The following is a 16,947-nucleotide window of genomic DNA, read 5'->3' as shown; positions in this document are numbered from 1 at the left end:
TCAGAGCTAATTTATATTAACTATGTTTAATTTTTATGACAGGTGTTATTCTATTTATAGATATATTAATCTACGCTTTAATTAATTTATTAAAATTTTTTTAATTGGTTTTACTAACAATATGCGATGATTTAAATATAATTCGAGTAGTATGGTAATGATATATCGGCATGATCTCTATATTTAAAAGTGTAAATTAGATCATGCCGATTATTTAAGTTATACTTAACTTGATGAATAAAAAAGCTAAACTATTTTTAATTTTATTCTATCGAAAGACTTAATTTATCATTTTATTCATTTATTTTAGAATGAATATAATGAACTTTTCGATCCTTTTAATTTTTGTGCTAATTCAGATGCTTCGTATCGTTCGGTGACTATTTCGATATAAGAAGCACTATCGGTTGACTCAGCCACTTCAAGCGCTTTATTTAATTCATCTATCGTTGTGACTTTTTCGCAATGCCAATCGCTTGCACCAAAAGCTTTAGGCAATAGATGATAATTCCATTGAGCAAGATCGTTATAATAAGCTTCAGGGTAATCACATAATAATCGTTCAATTAAGTAACCATCATTATTTAAAACAAGGATGATCGGTTTTAATCCAAAACGAACAAATTGGCTAATCTCTTGTACGGTTAATTGATGTGAGCCTTCACCGGTAATTAAAATAACTCGTTTGTTAGGTGCTGCAAGTGCTGCACCAAATGATGCTGGTGTTGCCCAACCAATAGAACCCCATAATGTTTGGTTATGGAATTGGGCACCGTCTGGTAATAGGGCAAAACCTAATCCCATTGAGGATGTACCTGTCTCGGCAATAATAATATCATTAGGTTTAAAGAATTTTTCTAAATGAGGATATAGATACTGAGCAGTAATTTTACCATTATCAGATAACACAGCTTCGCCCAATCCTTTGGCTTTTATCTGATGATAAGTTCTATTCGGTAAACTTTGAGTCAGTGCTGAAAGCACGTCTTCCATGTAAATCGATGTGTAGATAACGGAATCAATCTCAACATATTCGGGCATGATGTTGATAAACTGTTTTGGTTTAATATTGGCAGTGAAGCTTCCTGTATTGAAGTCGGTCATCATTGCACCAATTCCTAATACGTACTCACTATTTTCTACAAATTCTCTGACTTCAGGTGTCATTAATTTGCCATCATACATACCAACATATTGGGGATGAGATTCACTTAAAATACTTTTATCCATAAACATAGTGGCATAAGGTAAGCCTGTCTTATCGATAAAAGCTTGGATATTCTCTGATAGCCCCAAACGTGCTGATAAAATACCGGGTAATACACAGGTATTATTGCTGTGTGTAAGCTTTTCAATAATAAGTGATACCACTTTTTCTAATGTTTTTTTATCACTTATTGCTCTTTTCGGTATGGTAACAGGTGACTGTTCTATCACTTGCATTGTGGCATAATCAGAAGGTAGGCCAATATAAACAGGACGACGCTCTTTTAATGCGGTAGCAATTAAGCGTTCCATTTCTGTAACGCAATTTTCAGGTGTTAATATTGCGTGAGCACAAGCAAGACGTTGGCCTAATTGATAAAAAACATCAAAATCACCATTACCTAATGTGTGATGAACAAGGCGCTTACTTTTTTGAACACCACTTGCTGGCATACCGACTAGATGGAAAATAGGTAGGTTTTCTGCATAAGAGCCAGCAATCGCATTAATTGCACTTAATTCGCCAACACCAAATGTTGTCGATAACGCAGCCATACCTTTAATTCGAGCATAACCATCAGCGGCATAAGCTGCATTTAGTTCGTTGCAGTTACCAATCCAACGCATATGATTGCTATTACAAATCGTGTCTTCAATAGGAAATGCGTAATCGCCAGCAACACCAAAAACATCACTTATTCCTAAGTCATATAAGCGGGTTAACATATACTCAACGACAGTCTTATTCATATTATCTCCAAAAAATCCGAATAATAAACTATAAAAATATAGAAGTTCTTTTATATTATGCTTAATGTTTTATCGTGAATATTGTTTGATATGAAATGGTTTATTATCATTGAGGGCATAACTAAATGTAATAAGGTAAGCGTTGCTAATGGATATTCGCACATTGCGCTATTTCGTTGAGGTTGTTCAACTAAATGGTTTTAGTCGAGCCGCTGATGCGCTATTTATCACTCAACCTGCGATTAGTCGTAGTATTAAAAAATTAGAAGATGAGTTAGGTGTTATTTTATTAGTGAGAGAGGTTGATGGTGTTAGATTAACGGATGATGGTGCAATACTGTTTGAACATGCAAAACAGATACTTGCACAATTTAATGATATGAATAAAGCATTACAGGACAAGTCTGGGCCATTAACAGGGACACTAAATGTTGGATTACCACCTGTCATTGCATCGACGTATTTTGCAGATATTATTATGGTATTTAGCTCTCGTCATCCTCAAGTTGAACTAAAAATATTTGAATTGGGCACTAAGCAAATGGCTGATGCAATGAGAGAAGGGAGAGTTGAAACTGCTGCAGTTGTATTGCCTTTTAATGAAGATACTTTTGAATTAACCCCTTTTTCAGAAGATCATTTAATGCTATTAATGTCGCCATCCCATCCTTTAGCTATAAAAACGGAAATTCATTTTAGAGAGTTGATTAATGAACCTTTTATCTTCTTTTCTGAAGATTTTCGTATTAATGATTTAATTTATAGTGCTTGTGGTATTTACAATACAGTGCCTATTATTGCTGGGCGTAGTAACCATTTAGATTTAATTATCGCAATGGTGAAAGCGGGGGTGGGAGTAACACTTTTACCAAACAGCATGTGTAATAAAAATCCTATTGATGATTTAGTTGTTCTTCCTGTGGTAGAACCTACATTGTCATATAAAATAGCACTAGCAAATAATAAAAATAGCTATAAAAGTCGGAGCTGCCAAGCATGGGAGCAGTTAGCAAGAGAAAAGCTAATCATAGAATAAAATATTAAAATAGTGCTTATTTATATTCTATTTAAGAAACAAATATCGAAATTATCTTTAAATAATAAAAGTGATTAGAAATAAATATTATTTTTTAAGAAATGCGGATAGCAGTATAAAAACAGTTATATAAATGATAAGTTTATATTTTGCGCATAGTCTTATGAGTAATAATAAAAATGAGCAAATAAAAGATTAATCAGATAAGACAGGAATAGGATAGGGAAAATGAATGAGAGTAATAGTTCTGTAAATCAACATTTTATTCGTAAACTTGAAGGCATTGTTGGTAAAAAACAAGTATTAACACAAGCACATAAAACAGAACGTTATCGCAAAGGTTTTCGTTCAGGGCAAGGTAAGGCGCTAGCCGTTGTCTTTCCTGCTAATCTATTAGAACAATGGCGAGTTTTTAAAACCTGTGTTGAAGCCGATAAAATTATTATTATGCAAGCGGCGAATACTGGATTAACAGAGGGCTCGACACCTAATGGTGATAATTATGATAGAGATATCGTGATTATTAGTACATTACGTCAAGATAAAATACAGGTTCTTTCAGAACATAATCAAGTTATTGCTTTTCCCGGTAGTACGTTATGGCATTTAGAAAAAGTATTAAAGCCATTAGGGCGTGAACCGCATTCCGTTATTGGATCTTCTTGTATTGGTGCGTCAGTAATAGGGGGAATTTGTAATAACTCAGGCGGTGCTTTAGTTCGTCGTGGGCCTGCTTATACCGAATTATCACTTTATGCTCGCGTTAATGAAAAAGGTGAAGCCGAATTAGTTAACCATTTAGGTATTGAGCTAGGCGAGACGCCAGAAGAAATATTAACCAACTTAGATAATCGTCATTATCATGAGAAACAGATACAAACGACAGAAAAATTAGCCTCTGATCATGAATATCATGAGCGTATACGTGATGTAGATGCTAATACACCTTCTCGTTTTAACAATGATGAACGGCGTTTATATGAAGCCGCAGGGAGCGCAGGAAAATTATCTGTATTTGCAGTGAGATTAGATACTTTCCCCGCAGATCATCGCACTCAAGTTTTTTATATTGGTACTAATAATCCGGATGAGCTTGAAGATATTCGTCGTCATATTTTAAGCCATTTTAAAAAGCTGCCTGTTGCTGGGGAATATATGCATAGAAGCTATTATAAAATGGCTGAAGTGTATGGAAAAGATACGTTTTTGGTGATTGATAAATTAGGTACAGATAAAATGCCAATATTATTTGCCGTAAAAGGGCGAGTAGATGCGGTATTAAATAAAGTGCCTTTTTTACCTAAAAATATGGTGGATAGAACCATGCAGTTTATGAGCAAACTATGGCCTGCTCATTTACCCGAGCGTATGACAGATTTTCGTGACAAATATGAACATCATCTTATGTTAAGAATGGCAGATGATGGGATTGAAGAAGCTGCAACTTATTTAAAAGAATACTTTAAGTTAGCATCAGGCGATTATTTTGAATGTACCGAAGAAGAGGGAAATAAAGCCTTTTTACATCGTTTTGCCGCCGCCGGTGCTGCTGTGCGTTATCATGCCGTTCATGTTAATGATGTAGAAGATGTGTTGCCATTAGATATTGCATTGCGCCGTAATGACAAAGATTGGTTTGAAAAATTACCACCTGAAATAGAGAGTAAATTACTTTATAAACTCTATTGTGGGCATTTTATGTGTCATGTTATGCACCAAGATTATATTATTAAAAAAGGTGTTGATGCTAAGGCATTAAAAGCAGAAATGCTGGCGTTATTAGATCAACGTGGAGCGGAATATCCCGCAGAGCATAACGTAGGGCATATGTATTATGCTAAGCCTCAACTAAAAGCATTCTATAAACATAACGATCCAACCAATAGCATGAACCCCGGTATTGGTAAAACCTCAAAACTAAAATATTGGGGAGAAGAGTGTGGTTGTGGACGTGCTCATAATGATGCTAATGCAGAGAATAAAGAATAATTGTTGTCGATTGTGTTTATTAAATTAAAAAGAAAGGCAGGATAAAACCTGCCTTTTATTTACCAATTAACTTGCGATCTCTTGAGCATATAAATAAAGCGCTTGTAGCTGTTTTAATTTTTCCTCGTTATCAGCATGTTCTTCAGCTAATAACTGAATAGTATTAATATATTCGGTGAGCTTTTCTGGCGTTAACATCTCTTTTCTATGCGCTAGCCAACGTTGTTGTTCGTCATAATTAAGCGTCGAAGGATAATTTCTTGCACGATAACGGAAAAACAGAGGTTCCATTCTCGCATCTTCAAACGTTAAATCTAAAGCGGGTAAATTCTGTGGTTGTGTTGATCGAATAATTTCCATCGCACTACGATCATTTTCACTGAAAAAACCATTATAAATTTGCGAATCAACATTATCAGATACAACAAAAGGCGCTTGTTGTGCAAATATTTCCACGACTTTATTGCGTATCTCAGGATGAGAAAACAAAATCGCTTGGTTTTTTAAACAAGTATCAACATCTAAACCAATTCTATCTGCATCTTGCTGTCTTAGTGTATTTTGTGGTGCCACAATGGGGCACTTATTAATATGCAACAATTTAATTGGAACAGGTGGTTCATCAACTGATAATTCACTACGTGGTGTATATAAACGCTCACGCAATTGATCTGAGTCGAGTGTTAATAAAGGGGATATGTCTGCGGCTAAGTCGCAAACAATTACTGCATTACGATTATCCGGATGCCACGCTAGTGGGGCAACAAGGCTTAAATTAGAACGTGCGGCACCAAACATACCTGAAACATGCACAATCGGCGTCATTGCAGGAATATCAATTAACGTCTGTACTTTGCGTTTATCGCGTAAATTAAAGAAATAATCAAACATTCGTGGTTGCGCTTGCTTTAATTTTTTTGCCATCGCAATGGTGGCATAAACATCAGACATCGCATCATGCGCATTTTCATGAGAGATGCCGTTTGCTTTGGTTAATAGCTCTAAACGGAAGCTTGGAAAACCGTCTTCATTTTCAGGCCAAACAATACCTTCAGGGCGCAGTGCATAACAGGCACGTAAAACATCAAGTAAATCCCAACGTGAATTTCCTTTTTGCCAGCTATAAGCATAAGGATCATAAAAATTACGATAAAGGATATTTCGGGTTACTTCATCATCAAATCGAAGGTTATTATAACCCATAATACAACTATTAGGTTGGCTAAAAGCTTGGTGAATTTGACGAGTAAATTCAGCTTCAATCACCCCATTTTTTGCCGCAATTTGTGGTGTTATTCCTGTGATCATCACGGCTTCTGGATGAGGCAGATAATCATCATTAGGTTTGCAATAAATCACGAGGGGATCTTCAATAATATTGAAGTCCATATCGGTTCTTACACCCGCAAATTGGGCTGGACGATCTAGGGCAGGATGAGTGCCAAAGGTTTCGTAGTCATGGATATAAAATGTGGGTGTTTTCGCTGTATTAGACAAGGTTTCCTACCGTATTTTATCTACTTAATTAATTGATTATAAAGCATTAAACCTTACACTAATAAGCTACTTAAGATTTAAATAATTGACAATAAATCTCTATTTGAATGGATAAAAGAGCTTTCAGTATCAAATTGTTAGTAATGCTTAATCGACATAAGGACATGGTAAACTATATTTGTGGAAACGTGAAATAACCTATGCAAATGGCTTTATTTGAATGTAATAGCGTGTTTTAAACAGATTAAATAGGAGTTAATTATGTATTTGATATTAGGACTCGACAATGAAAGAATAAAAGTAGATCTAGAGCACATAACTAAATTTGTTAACGTTAACTTGTGTGCTTTATGTCACATTAAAGCGATATAATTGTTTGTGAACTTAAAAGTTAACGTTAACATTTAGGGGTGGAATGACTTTATAAGGCGCTCAACCAATGAACAAAGACTCAAAAAAATACTATGCGATCTTAAGTGCGCTGTTATTTTTCTTCTTTTTTACCTGGTCCTCATCATTTTCATTAGTTTCTATTTGGTTAAATCAGTATGTTGGATTAAAAGCGACGGATACTGGATTAATATTCTCTGCAATTTCGCTGATTGCGTTATGTGCTCAACCTTTATATGGCTTTATTCAAGATAAATTAGGGCTAAGAAAGAATTTATTATTAGTGATTGCAGTATTACTGATCCTTTCTGGGCCATTTTTTCTCGGTTTCGCATCAATACTACGCTGGAATATTTTTGTTGGCTCCATTCTAGGGGGCTTATATGTTGGTATGACATTTAATGCAGGTATTGGTGTATTAGAGTCATATACCGAGCGTGTTAGCCGTATTCGTGGTTTTGAATACGGTAGAGCGAGAATGTGGGGATCGTTAGGTTGGGCATCTGCAACATTTATCGCTGGACACAATATTAATATCGACCCTAATTACAATTTTGCCATGGCTTCTATTTCTGGTGTTGTGTTTTTAATTTTTTTAGCACTGTTAAAAACAGATAAATCAGACGCATTTAATCAATTAGAGCATGGGAAAACATCGGCTATCACCATAAAAGACGCACTGAATTTACTTTCATTGCCTCGTTTTTGGGCGCTTATTTTGTTTGTTATTGGTACCTGTGTTTATGGGGTTTATGACCAACAGTTTCCCGTCTTTTTCTCATCGCAATTTGCGACCTTACAGCAGGGTAATGAGATGTACGGATATCTGAATTCATTGCAGGTATTCTTAGAAGCTGGTGGTATGTTTATCGCGCCTTTCCTTGTCAATAGAATAGGGGCTAAAAACGGCTTATTACTGGCAAGCAGTGTTATGGCTACACGTATTATTGGCTCAGGGCTCGTTGAAGGACCTGTTTTGATCTCTTGTATGAAATTATTACATGCTGTCGAGTTACCGATTTTATTAATTTCAATTTTTAAATATAACAGTCAACACTTTGATAAACGTTTATCTTCGACACTTTATTTAGTCGGTTTTCAATGTGTGAGCTCTATTGTCGCTACATTATTATCTCCATTAGCCGGTTATGGTTATGATCATTATGGTTTTGCACCAACCTATATGGTGATGGGATGTATTGTGATAGGGACAACCCTTCTCTCCGCTGTGTTTTTACGTTCAGACGAAAAAGCGTTACTTGATGGCCTACAACATGAAGATAAAAATAAAGCACAGCCTATTTAATTGCTCATTAATTTATCCTTTGTAGTGTCAATTTTGGCTACCAGTAAAAATGTGTAGCCATTTTTTTATCATTAATTAAGTGAACATTTACGGGTTAAAGAATGTTGACTATATTTATTAATACATATCATCCTAATCAATTGTTAATTAAGCAAAATCAATTAAATTTGTAAACTTTGCTTGTTTATTGACACGATTAAGCGATAATCTTAAACAGAACTATTTATCTTAAATATCAATTGTAAAGGTGTAGGAAATGGATAACGCAAACAAGCCGTCTTTCCAAAACGTACTGGAGTTTGTGCGTATGTATCGTCGTAAAAACAAAATCCGTCGTGAGATCACTGACAATGAGAAAAAGATCCGTGATAACCAAAAACGTGTTCTTTTATTAGACAACTTAAGTGAATACATTAAACCAGGTATGTCGATTGAAGATGTACTCGGTATTATTGCTAATATGCGTAGTGACTATGACGATCGTGTTGACGATTACATTATTAAAAATGCCGATCTGTCTAAAGAGCGCCGTGAATTGTCTAAGCAATTAAAAGCGATGGGTGAAATTAAAAATCTTCCTGATCTAAAAGACTGATTGCTTTATTCAGAATAAGAAGTTGAAGGCTCCTGAATTGAATATTCAGGGGCTTTTTTTTATTTTATTTTTGGCTTAATTCATACTAAGTGAATTTGCTAATAGTTACCCCAAAAAAAGAACCCACTAAAAAGTGGGTTCTCAATTTAGACGTATTATCAAGATATTCTTAATAACATCTTATTATCAGTTTTGACTTTCAGCTTTAGTCATTTCTGAAGACGCATGATTAGTAGAACAGTGTCCACCTGCACCAGTGCGTCCTTTCTTATCAAAAGCAGGACGTGCTTCCCACGCTTTGATTTCAATTGCCACAGGTGCTTCATCGGCAGCTGGTGCTTTTGTCATTGGTGAGCTTGCATGTAGCTGGCGTGCAACTGCAACAGGCTCTTGACGAATAACGACTTCCGCTGGTTTGCTCTCTGTTACTGTTTCAACTTCTATAGCAGGGGTTGCGCTTTCTACTGGCTGGTTTTCAACAACGGTTTCAACAACGGTTTCAACAACGGTTTCAACAACAGGAGCAACAACAGTTTCAGCAGCAACTTCTTTGTGTTGCTCAACCGTTTCTTCAGTCGCTATCACCGTTTCAACAGGTTGAGATTCAGGCGTTGATGTTTTATTCTCTACTGGTGCGATGTCTGTTTCAGCTTGTTGTGAAGTTTCATGCATATAAGCTTCAGTGGTATTTAATACCGCTGAAATATTCTCTTTACGAGTAACGTGCTCTTCTGTATTCACTTCATTAATAACATCACTAATAACGTTGTTTTCAATGATGTCATTAGTTTCAACAGGCACAGCTTGTGGTTCTACTGCAATAATTTCAGCAACAGCCTCTGTGGTTGATTCAGTGCTCACTGTGACAGAATAAGTTGATTCAGTCGATCCTACTTGTGCAATATCAGCAACAATGGCTTCTGAAACCGCTGGTGTGATAGCGACCATTTGTGGATCTTGATGAGTAACAATGTGGTTAACAGAAACGTCATTGTTGTTTTCAACATTATTCTCAATAAATGGTGCATCACTGACCGGTGTGATTGGGTAGCGAATGAAGACTTTACCTGAAGCAAGTTCAGGAGAAGCCACTGCCATTGCCAGAGGCATTGGTGATACGGTTAAAGTACGTTCATCACGATAGCGACGACGACGTTGACCACTTACACGTAAATGACGAGGTGAACGGCGAGAACGACGTGGCATAACATTATCTTGCCCGTTATTATCTTCGTTTTTATTGTCATCTTGTGATTTAGTTGCATCAGGTAATGCTTTTACAGTTTGTGCTTCATTTGCTTCAACTTTCGCAACAGCGACTGCTTTAGGTGCTGATTTTTCCGTTGGCGCAACTTTAGTTTGTGTTGTTGCAACAGGTGGCTCAGAAACGGCTTTTTCAGTCGCAACAGGTACAACAGCTAATGCATTATCATTGTCAGTCACGCGTACAGATTGTGTTAATTGACGACGATTACGGCGTTGCATAGCAGGGCGACGAGGTTCTTCTTTCTTCTCATCAGCACTGTCTTTTGCTGCGGTATCATTTCCAGCAAGAGCCGCTTGTGCTTTAGCCGCTTCTTGTTGCTGTTGACGTTTTTCTTCTTGACGACGGCGTTGCTCAGCACGTTGTTCACGACGCTGTTGGCGACGAGCTTCGCGTTCTGCAATCTCTTGTTCACTACTCACTTCAGTTGTTGGTGTAGTTTGTGGTTTTTGATTGCGACTTTTGCGATTGTCTTCGCTATTTGCGTTATCACGATTACGATCGTTATCACGGTCACGGCGATTATTGTTGTTACGTCGATTATTGTTATTACGACGATCACGACGATTGTCGTTATTCTCTTTCTTATTTTCCTGTGGTTTTTCTTGTGTTACCACAGGCTCTGGTTCACTACTAAATAAGTTAGAGAAGAATTTTGCGATAGAGGCAAAGAAACCGGTACCTTGAGCTTGTTCCGATTTAACAGATTTAGCTTGAGGCTGAGGTGTTTTTTTGCTTTTCGTCGCTTCAGTTGGCTCTTCTTCTTGCAATCCAAAGGCTGAAATAGCCGGCTGTTCAGGCGCTTTACGCTCTGTAACAACATCGTCCTCAGCTTCATTTAACTGGCTTTCATGGAATTGCGCTAAGTTATAGCTTAGAGAGGTAATTTCTTCGCCTTTGCGTACACGAATAACAGAGAAATGAGGCGTTTGCATTTGGTCATTAGGAACAATAACCACTTTGACATTAGATTGACGTAATTCAATGTCAGTAACCGCTTTACGTTTTTCGTTAAGCAAATAAGAGGCGATTTGAACAGGCACAATCGCATGCACTTCATGTGTATTTTCTTTAAGTGCTTCTTCTTCAATAAGACGTAACACAGAAAGTGACAGTGATTCGTTATCACGAATAGTGCCGGTGCCTAAGCAACGTGGACAAACGTGATGGCTAGATTCACCTAATGAAGGGCTTAAACGTTGACGAGACATCTCTAATAAGCCAAAGCGAGAGATGCGTCCAATTTGAATGCGCGCACGATCTTGGCGAACAGCTTCGCGCATTCTGTTTTCTACTTCACGCTGATGGCGCACAGGCGTCATGTCGATAAAGTCGATAACAATTAAACCACCCAAGTCGCGTAAACGTAATTGGCGTGCAATTTCGTCAGCCGCTTCTAAGTTAGTATTAAAGGCCGTTTCTTCGATATCACCACCGCGAGTTGAGCGTGATGAGTTGATATCAATCGCTGTTAATGCTTCAGTTGTATCAATAACTAAAGCGCCACCAGAAGGCAGGCGAACTTCACGCTGAAACGCAGATTCAATCTGTGATTCAATTTGGTAATGGCTGAATAGAGGTACTGCACCTGTGTAATGGCGAATTTTGCTAGCAAAATCACCACGACCAATCGCTTCAATATGGCTACGCGCCATCTCAACGACTTTCGCGTTATCAATTAAAATCTCACCAATATCAGGACGTAAGTAGTCGCGGAATGCGCGAACGATGACGTTACTTTCCTGATGGATTAAGAATGGAGCAGGGCGACTCTCAGCCGCTTTCTTAATCGCATCCCAGTGTCTTAGACGATAGCTTAAGTCTTGTTGTAGCGCTTCGGCAGATTTGCCAACACCTGCTGTACGTACAATTAGACCCATACCATCTGGGATTTCAAGGCTTGATAAAGCTTCTTTGAGTTCAGTACGGTCTTCACCTTCAATACGGCGAGAAATACCACCTGCACGAGGATTATTTGGCATTAATACCAAATAACTACCTGCAAGGCTGATAAACGTGGTTAACGCTGCACCTTTATTGCCTCGCTCTTCTTTATCAACTTGAACAATAACTTCCTGGCCTTCTTTTAAGACATCTTTGATGTTAGGACGACCATGGGAGTGATAATTACTAGGAAAGTATTCGCGGGCTATTTCTTTGATAGGAAGGAAACCGTGGCGTTCCGCACCATAATCAACAAAAGCGGCTTCTAAGCTGGGTTCAATTCGCGTGATTTTACCTTTATAGATATTCGCTTTTTTCTGTTCATGACCGGGGCTTTCGATATCCAGATCGTACAAACGTTGCCCATCGACAAGGGCAACACGCAACTCTTCCTGCTGAGTTGCGTTAATTAACATTCTTTTCATATTGTGACTTACTCGTTATTTTCACGTTTTATAATGTGCCACTAACATACGTAATTACACTATTGATAACCGATGACCTCGTGTCTTTTACAAAGGCGTCAACCTCACGGTTGTCGATTGTATTGAGGTGCAATATGTCGGTGAGTCTGATTTTTAGTTCAAAAATTCAGCACTCTTTAATTGAACACGATGTTTCAACTCAATAAGCGATGTATTTATGGCATACTAAATTGTTTGATTTTCGACTATGTCTTACGCCATTGCTGCATTTTGAAAATCAAACAAACAAAATTTTCATAAATATACCTGATAAACATAATCAGGAGAGTCTGCATTATTCCATTGGTGTTAGGGTTATAGCAAGATGACTTTTCTGCTTTGGTGACTTTTTCTGTATAAATATGAGAGATTAGCTAATGTTTCGTCTTTTTCTCATTATTCAGGTTAAAATAGACGGCAGGTTTGATGTTATTTTGTACACCACAAAGTTGTTTGTTATTTTTATTTTAAGAGAGCCAAAGAATCGCCACTATGAAATCATTTAATCAAGTTCAGTTCGTCACCATTGATGGCGATGAAGCAGGCCAGCGTATCGATAATTTTTTACTGGCACGCTTGAAAGGTGTACCAAAAAGTATGATTTACCGAATTATCCGGAAAGGGGAAGTTCGAGTTAACAAAGGGCGAATTAAACCTGAATACAAACTCAATGCGGGTGATAGCATCCGTATTCCTCCTGTGCGAGTATCGGAAAAAGAAGAAGTTGCGGTATCACCAAAGCTTGATAAAGTCGCTGCATTGTCAAATTGTATTTTATATGAAGACGACCACTTAATGCTCATCAATAAACCTTCAGGTACGGCGGTACATGGGGGAAGTGGGTTAAGTTTTGGTGTGATTGAAGGTTTACGTGCATTGCGCCCAGAAGCCCGTTTTTTAGAGCTTGTACATCGTCTTGATAGAGATACGTCGGGTGTTTTATTAATTGCAAAAAAACGTTCAGCATTGCGTGCCTTACATGAGCAATTGCGCTTAAAACAGATGCAAAAAGATTATTTAGCCTTAGTTCGTGGTCAGTGGCAATCTCACACTAAAGTTGTTCAGGCGCCGTTATTGAAAAATATTCTTCAAAGTGGTGAGAGAGTGGTTAAAGTGAGTAATGAAGGAAAACCTTCAGAAACACGTTTTAAGGTTGAAGAGCGTTTTGAATTCGCCACACTTGTGAAAGCAAGTCCTGTGACAGGAAGAACACACCAAATTCGTGTACATACATTACATGCAGGTCATCCTATTGCATTTGATGATCGTTATGGTGATCGTGATTTTGATTCACAATTGGTAGGAACAAAACTTAATCGCCTATTTTTACATGCAAGTTCTTTGACATTTACTCATCCTTCAACGGGTGAACAAATGCGCATTGAAGCGCCAATGGATAACCAGTTACGCCATTGTTTGCAAGTATTACGTAGTCAAAAATCTTAAGTCTAAAAAATTTTATTTCGACAGAAAATCTGAATACTCAATGCGCCCAGTTAGCTGGGCGTATTGCTTTTCTTAAACCACTAAGAAAGTGAATAGGAAATAGAATTAACCTTCCACTTTTGTCATGCATTGTTCAACAACTTTATCAATATTCCACTCTTTAGGCAGTGATTTTGAGCCGTTTTTGCGCATTTCCATATCTACGCGGATAAATTCGGTCATTCCGTAATTTTTAATAATGCCGTCGTAAGTGCATTCACACACTTCGGCAATTTGAGGAATTAGCGCATCATCAGTAATGCCAGAACCTAATATGCAGCTACTGACAAAATTCTTTTTAAATGAGGATGTGTTGTCATCTTTTTTGTCTGAAATGACACTGTCTTGGATCGTGTTAGTTGTTTTTGTTGTTGAAATTTCAGTGTCTTTTTCATCAGAACAACCCACTAATGCTGTTGCCACCACTAAAGCTGTTAAGACTGATGCTAATTTATTCATAATACGCTTTATCGCTACATAAGATTAAAAAATAAGATGATCAGATTTATTTTTGATCATCAGAGAAAAATAATGGGTTTATTCTTTGTGAAAGTAACATTTTATTCAATCGGATAAGTGGTAAACCAATTAAAGAATTTGGATCGTCACCGACAAGTTTATCGAATAGCGTAATACCTAGCCCCTCAGATTTAAAACTTCCTGCACAATTGAAAGGCATTTCTTTATTTAAATAACTGATGATTTCTTCATCAGTTAAATAACGAAAATAAACTTGAAATAATTCACAATGCGTTTGATGTTCTAAAGTTAGGCTATTATATACAGTTAATCCGGTGTAGAACGAGATACATTGCCCTGAAGCTTGTTTTAATTGTGCAAAGGCATTATCAAAATTATGGGGTTTCCCTGTGATCTTGTTATTCAGCACACAAACTTGATCAGAACCAATTATAAGGTGATGTGGAAATTTTGCTTGTAAAGCGCTGGCTTTTTCATAGGATAAGCGACTGACAAGATCTTGAGCGCACTCTGTGGGCATCGGGGTTTCGTCAATCTCTGGAGATGCCTGTATAAAAGGCATTCCAAGCTTTTTCAGCAACTGAGCTCGAAAGGGTGAAGTAGACGCAAGAACGAGTGGCAACATATTTTTTTTAAAATCCGTAGCAAAATGATGCCTGACATTCTAAACTATGCGCCGCTGATAAAGCGAATTTTGGTGGAAAGGTGTAGATAACCCGCCTTTTTCTTTGACTATATTCCATTACAAAGATAATATGCGCGCCTTATGCAAAAGGTAAAATTACCCCTGACCATTGATGCGCTGCGAGCAGCTCAAAAGAATTTAGACTATGACGGTCATTATTCTCCAGAGCAAGTAAGCCGCTTAGCTGAATCGGTGGTCAGTGTGGACAGTAATATTGATGTGGCTTTATCATTTGATATTGACCATCAGCGTCTTGCCGTGATTAAAGGACATTCCGATGTGGATGTGACTTTAGAATGTCAACGTTGTGGTGGCCATTTTCCGTATCATGTTCACGCAACATATTGTTTTAGCCCTGTTGTCAGTGATGAACGGGCCGAGACATTACCGGAAGAATATGAACCAGTTTATGTAAACGAATTTGGTGAAATAGATTTGCTGGCAATGATTGAAGATGAAATAATCCTCAACTTGCCGGTGGTTCCGGTACATGATTTTGAACACTGTGAAGTGTCCGACGCGGATATGGTGTTTGGTGAACTCCCTGAAGAATTATCAGAGAAGCCAAATCCATTTGCCGTATTAGCCAGTTTAAAGAAAAGTACTAAGGAGTAAGGTCAATGGCCGTACAACAAAACAAACCAACTCGTTCTAAACGCGGTATGCGTCGCTCTCATGACGCGCTGACAGTAACTCAAGTTTCTGTTGACAAAACTTCTGGTGAAACTCACCTGCGTCACCATGTAACTGCTGACGGTTACTACCGTGGTCGCAAGGTTATCAACAAGTAATTAGCTTTATAGCTCGTTGATACCTTGACAAATCTAACCATAGCGTTAGATGCGATGGGCGGGGACTTCGGTCCTCGCATCACAGTGCCTGCTTGTTTGCGGGCGCTGGCATCTAATCCTCATTTAAAAATATTGCTGGTAGGTCAACCAGACTCTATCTCTCCTCTGCTTGCAAATCAAAATGCTGAGCTAATCTCCCGTTTACAAGTTATACCCGCAGAACATATTGTCGCCAATGATGCCAAACCTTCACAAGCTATTAGAGCAAGTAAAGGCACATCAATGCGAGTGGCACTTGATCTCGTGAAAACAGGGGATGCACAGGCTTGTGTAAGTGCAGGGAATACCGGCGTATTGATGGGATTAGCAAAACTTCGACTTAATGCGATTGATGGAATTGAACGTCCTGCACTGGTTTCGGTATTACCTAATCAGAAAAAAGGCAAGACGGTTGTTCTTGATCTTGGCGCTAACGTTAATTGTGATAGCAAAATGCTGGTACAGTTCGCGGTAATGGGCGCAGTTATGGCCGAAGAGATAGCAGAGATTGATTCACCGAAAGTGGCACTTTTAAATATTGGTGAAGAAGAGAGTAAAGGATTAGATAATATCCGCGAAGCTGCTACGGTATTAAAATCGACACCGAATATTAATTATATTGGTTATGTTGAAGGTAATGAATTACTGACAGGTAAAACTGATGTATTGGTGTGTGACGGCTTCGCAGGTAATGTCTCCCTTAAAACGATGGAAGGAGTTATCAGAGTTTTCCTTTCATTGATTAAATCTTCTACTACCGAAAATAAAAAAACGTCGTGGTGGATGAAAATATTGAAGAAGTGGTTACAAAAACGGCTAATTAAGCGTTTTGGACATATGAACCCCGACCAGTATAACGGTGCTTCTCTGTTAGGATTACGCGGTATCGTCATTAAAAGCCATGGTGGCGCAAATGAAAGCGCGTTTACAGCAGCAATAGAACAGGCTGTTCATGCCGTTGAGCGAAAAATTCCAGAACGAATTGCTTCACGACTGACAACAGTATTACCCAAGAGCGATTGATAG

At 37.9% G+C, this 16,947-nt stretch carries 13 protein-coding genes; 8 read left to right on the top strand and 5 right to left on the bottom strand.

Translation table 11 applies throughout. From position 1 onward, the window contains the following. Nucleotides 1-306 precede the first annotated feature (306 nt). Nucleotides 307-1,956: an alpha-keto acid decarboxylase family protein gene (locus B6258_RS16595; RefSeq protein WP_099076199.1), complete on the bottom strand. Its 1,650-nt coding sequence runs from the start codon at nt 1,954-1,956 to the stop codon at nt 307-309. 148 nt (nt 1,957-2,104) lie between these two features. Here B6258_RS16595 and B6258_RS16590 point away from each other — a divergent pair, with 148 nt between their 5' ends. Continuing rightward, nucleotides 2,105-2,992 (top strand): LysR family transcriptional regulator, encoded by an 888-nt coding sequence (locus B6258_RS16590; protein WP_099076198.1) that lies wholly within the window; start codon nt 2,105-2,107, stop codon nt 2,990-2,992. Between the two features lie 228 nt (nt 2,993-3,220). Further along, nucleotides 3,221-4,981, top strand: a complete 1,761-nt coding sequence (gene dld, locus B6258_RS16585; protein ID WP_099076197.1) for a D-lactate dehydrogenase — start codon at nt 3,221-3,223, stop codon at nt 4,979-4,981. Nucleotides 4,982-5,047: 66 nt separating this feature from the next. On the opposite strand, the gene sbcB is transcribed toward dld, so the two are convergent. Continuing rightward, nucleotides 5,048-6,478 carry an exodeoxyribonuclease I gene (gene sbcB / locus B6258_RS16580; protein WP_099076196.1) on the bottom strand — a complete coding sequence of 477 codons (1,431 nt, stop codon included), beginning with the start codon at nt 6,476-6,478 and terminating at the stop codon, nt 5,048-5,050. Between the two features lie 439 nt (nt 6,479-6,917). Here sbcB and B6258_RS16575 point away from each other — a divergent pair, with 439 nt between their 5' ends. Then, entirely contained in the window at nt 6,918-8,174 is a 1,257-nt protein-coding gene (locus tag B6258_RS16575) for an MFS transporter (RefSeq protein ID WP_099076195.1), read from the top strand. Nucleotides 8,175-8,430: 256 nt separating this feature from the next. Continuing rightward, nucleotides 8,431-8,769, top strand: coding sequence for a PTS system regulator TmaR (tmaR, locus tag B6258_RS16570; protein ID WP_036937771.1), 339 nt, complete (start codon nt 8,431-8,433; stop codon nt 8,767-8,769). A 186-nt stretch (nt 8,770-8,955) separates the two neighbouring features. Here tmaR and rne read toward each other — a convergent pair whose 3' ends face one another. After that, the gene (gene rne / locus B6258_RS16565; RefSeq protein ID WP_099076194.1) at nt 8,956-12,402 is read right to left on the bottom strand and encodes a ribonuclease E; all 3,447 of its coding nucleotides are present in this window, start codon (nt 12,400-12,402) and stop codon (nt 8,956-8,958) included. A gap of 531 nt (nt 12,403-12,933) precedes the next feature. On the opposite strand from rne, the gene rluC reads away from it, so the two are divergent. Beyond that, a complete protein-coding gene (gene rluC / locus B6258_RS16560; RefSeq protein ID WP_099076193.1) occupies nt 12,934-13,887 on the top strand; it encodes a 23S rRNA pseudouridine(955/2504/2580) synthase RluC in 954 nt (317 codons plus the stop codon). A gap of 105 nt (nt 13,888-13,992) precedes the next feature. On the opposite strand, the gene B6258_RS16555 is transcribed toward rluC, so the two are convergent. Both B6258_RS16555 and B6258_RS16550 read right to left on the bottom strand, forming a co-directional pair. Further along, on the bottom strand, nt 13,993-14,385 hold the full coding sequence (locus tag B6258_RS16555) for a hypothetical protein (protein WP_099076192.1): 393 nt from the start codon (nt 14,383-14,385) through the stop codon (nt 13,993-13,995). 46 nt (nt 14,386-14,431) lie between these two features. After that, on the bottom strand, nt 14,432-15,031 hold the full coding sequence (locus B6258_RS16550) for a Maf family protein (RefSeq protein WP_099076191.1): 600 nt from the start codon (nt 15,029-15,031) through the stop codon (nt 14,432-14,434). A gap of 141 nt (nt 15,032-15,172) precedes the next feature. On the opposite strand from B6258_RS16550, the gene yceD reads away from it, so the two are divergent. Genes yceD through plsX form a run of 3 tightly spaced genes read left to right on the top strand, consistent with a single transcriptional unit; the run spans nt 15,173 to nt 16,944 of the window. Further along, complete coding sequence (gene yceD / locus B6258_RS16545; RefSeq protein ID WP_023582576.1) at nt 15,173-15,706, top strand: 23S rRNA accumulation protein YceD; 534 nt, start codon at nt 15,173-15,175, stop codon at nt 15,704-15,706. A gap of 5 nt (nt 15,707-15,711) precedes the next feature. Further along, on the top strand, nt 15,712-15,882 hold the full coding sequence (gene rpmF / locus B6258_RS16540; protein WP_006537252.1) for a 50S ribosomal protein L32: 171 nt from the start codon (nt 15,712-15,714) through the stop codon (nt 15,880-15,882). Nucleotides 15,883-15,906: 24 nt separating this feature from the next. Next, on the top strand, nt 15,907-16,944 hold the full coding sequence (gene plsX, locus B6258_RS16535) for a phosphate acyltransferase PlsX (protein WP_099076190.1): 1,038 nt from the start codon (nt 15,907-15,909) through the stop codon (nt 16,942-16,944). The last annotated feature ends 3 nt before the right edge of the window (nt 16,945-16,947 follow it).

The organism is Proteus alimentorum, assembly GCF_002607735.1.
In the GTDB taxonomy this organism is placed as follows: domain Bacteria; phylum Pseudomonadota; class Gammaproteobacteria; order Enterobacterales; family Enterobacteriaceae; genus Proteus; species Proteus alimentorum.
Note: the sequence above shows the minus strand (reverse complement) of the source record. Positions and strands in the feature narration are given on the sequence as shown.

Coding starts and splice junctions, on each gene's coding strand:
- B6258_RS16595 (WP_099076199.1), bottom strand. CDS start 1,956: ATGAATAAGACTGTCGTTGAGTATATGTTAACCCGCTTATATGACTTA.
- B6258_RS16590 (WP_099076198.1), top strand. CDS start 2,105: ATGGATATTCGCACATTGCGCTATTTCGTTGAGGTTGTTCAACTAAAT.
- dld (WP_099076197.1), top strand. CDS start 3,221: ATGAATGAGAGTAATAGTTCTGTAAATCAACATTTTATTCGTAAACTT.
- B6258_RS16575 (WP_099076195.1), top strand. CDS start 6,918: ATGAACAAAGACTCAAAAAAATACTATGCGATCTTAAGTGCGCTGTTA.
- tmaR (WP_036937771.1), top strand. CDS start 8,431: ATGGATAACGCAAACAAGCCGTCTTTCCAAAACGTACTGGAGTTTGTG.
- rne (WP_099076194.1), bottom strand. CDS start 12,402: ATGAAAAGAATGTTAATTAACGCAACTCAGCAGGAAGAGTTGCGTGTT.
- rluC (WP_099076193.1), top strand. CDS start 12,934: ATGAAATCATTTAATCAAGTTCAGTTCGTCACCATTGATGGCGATGAA.
- B6258_RS16555 (WP_099076192.1), bottom strand. CDS start 14,385: ATGAATAAATTAGCATCAGTCTTAACAGCTTTAGTGGTGGCAACAGCA.
- B6258_RS16550 (WP_099076191.1), bottom strand. CDS start 15,031: ATGTTGCCACTCGTTCTTGCGTCTACTTCACCCTTTCGAGCTCAGTTG.
- yceD (WP_023582576.1), top strand. CDS start 15,173: ATGCAAAAGGTAAAATTACCCCTGACCATTGATGCGCTGCGAGCAGCT.
- rpmF (WP_006537252.1), top strand. CDS start 15,712: ATGGCCGTACAACAAAACAAACCAACTCGTTCTAAACGCGGTATGCGT.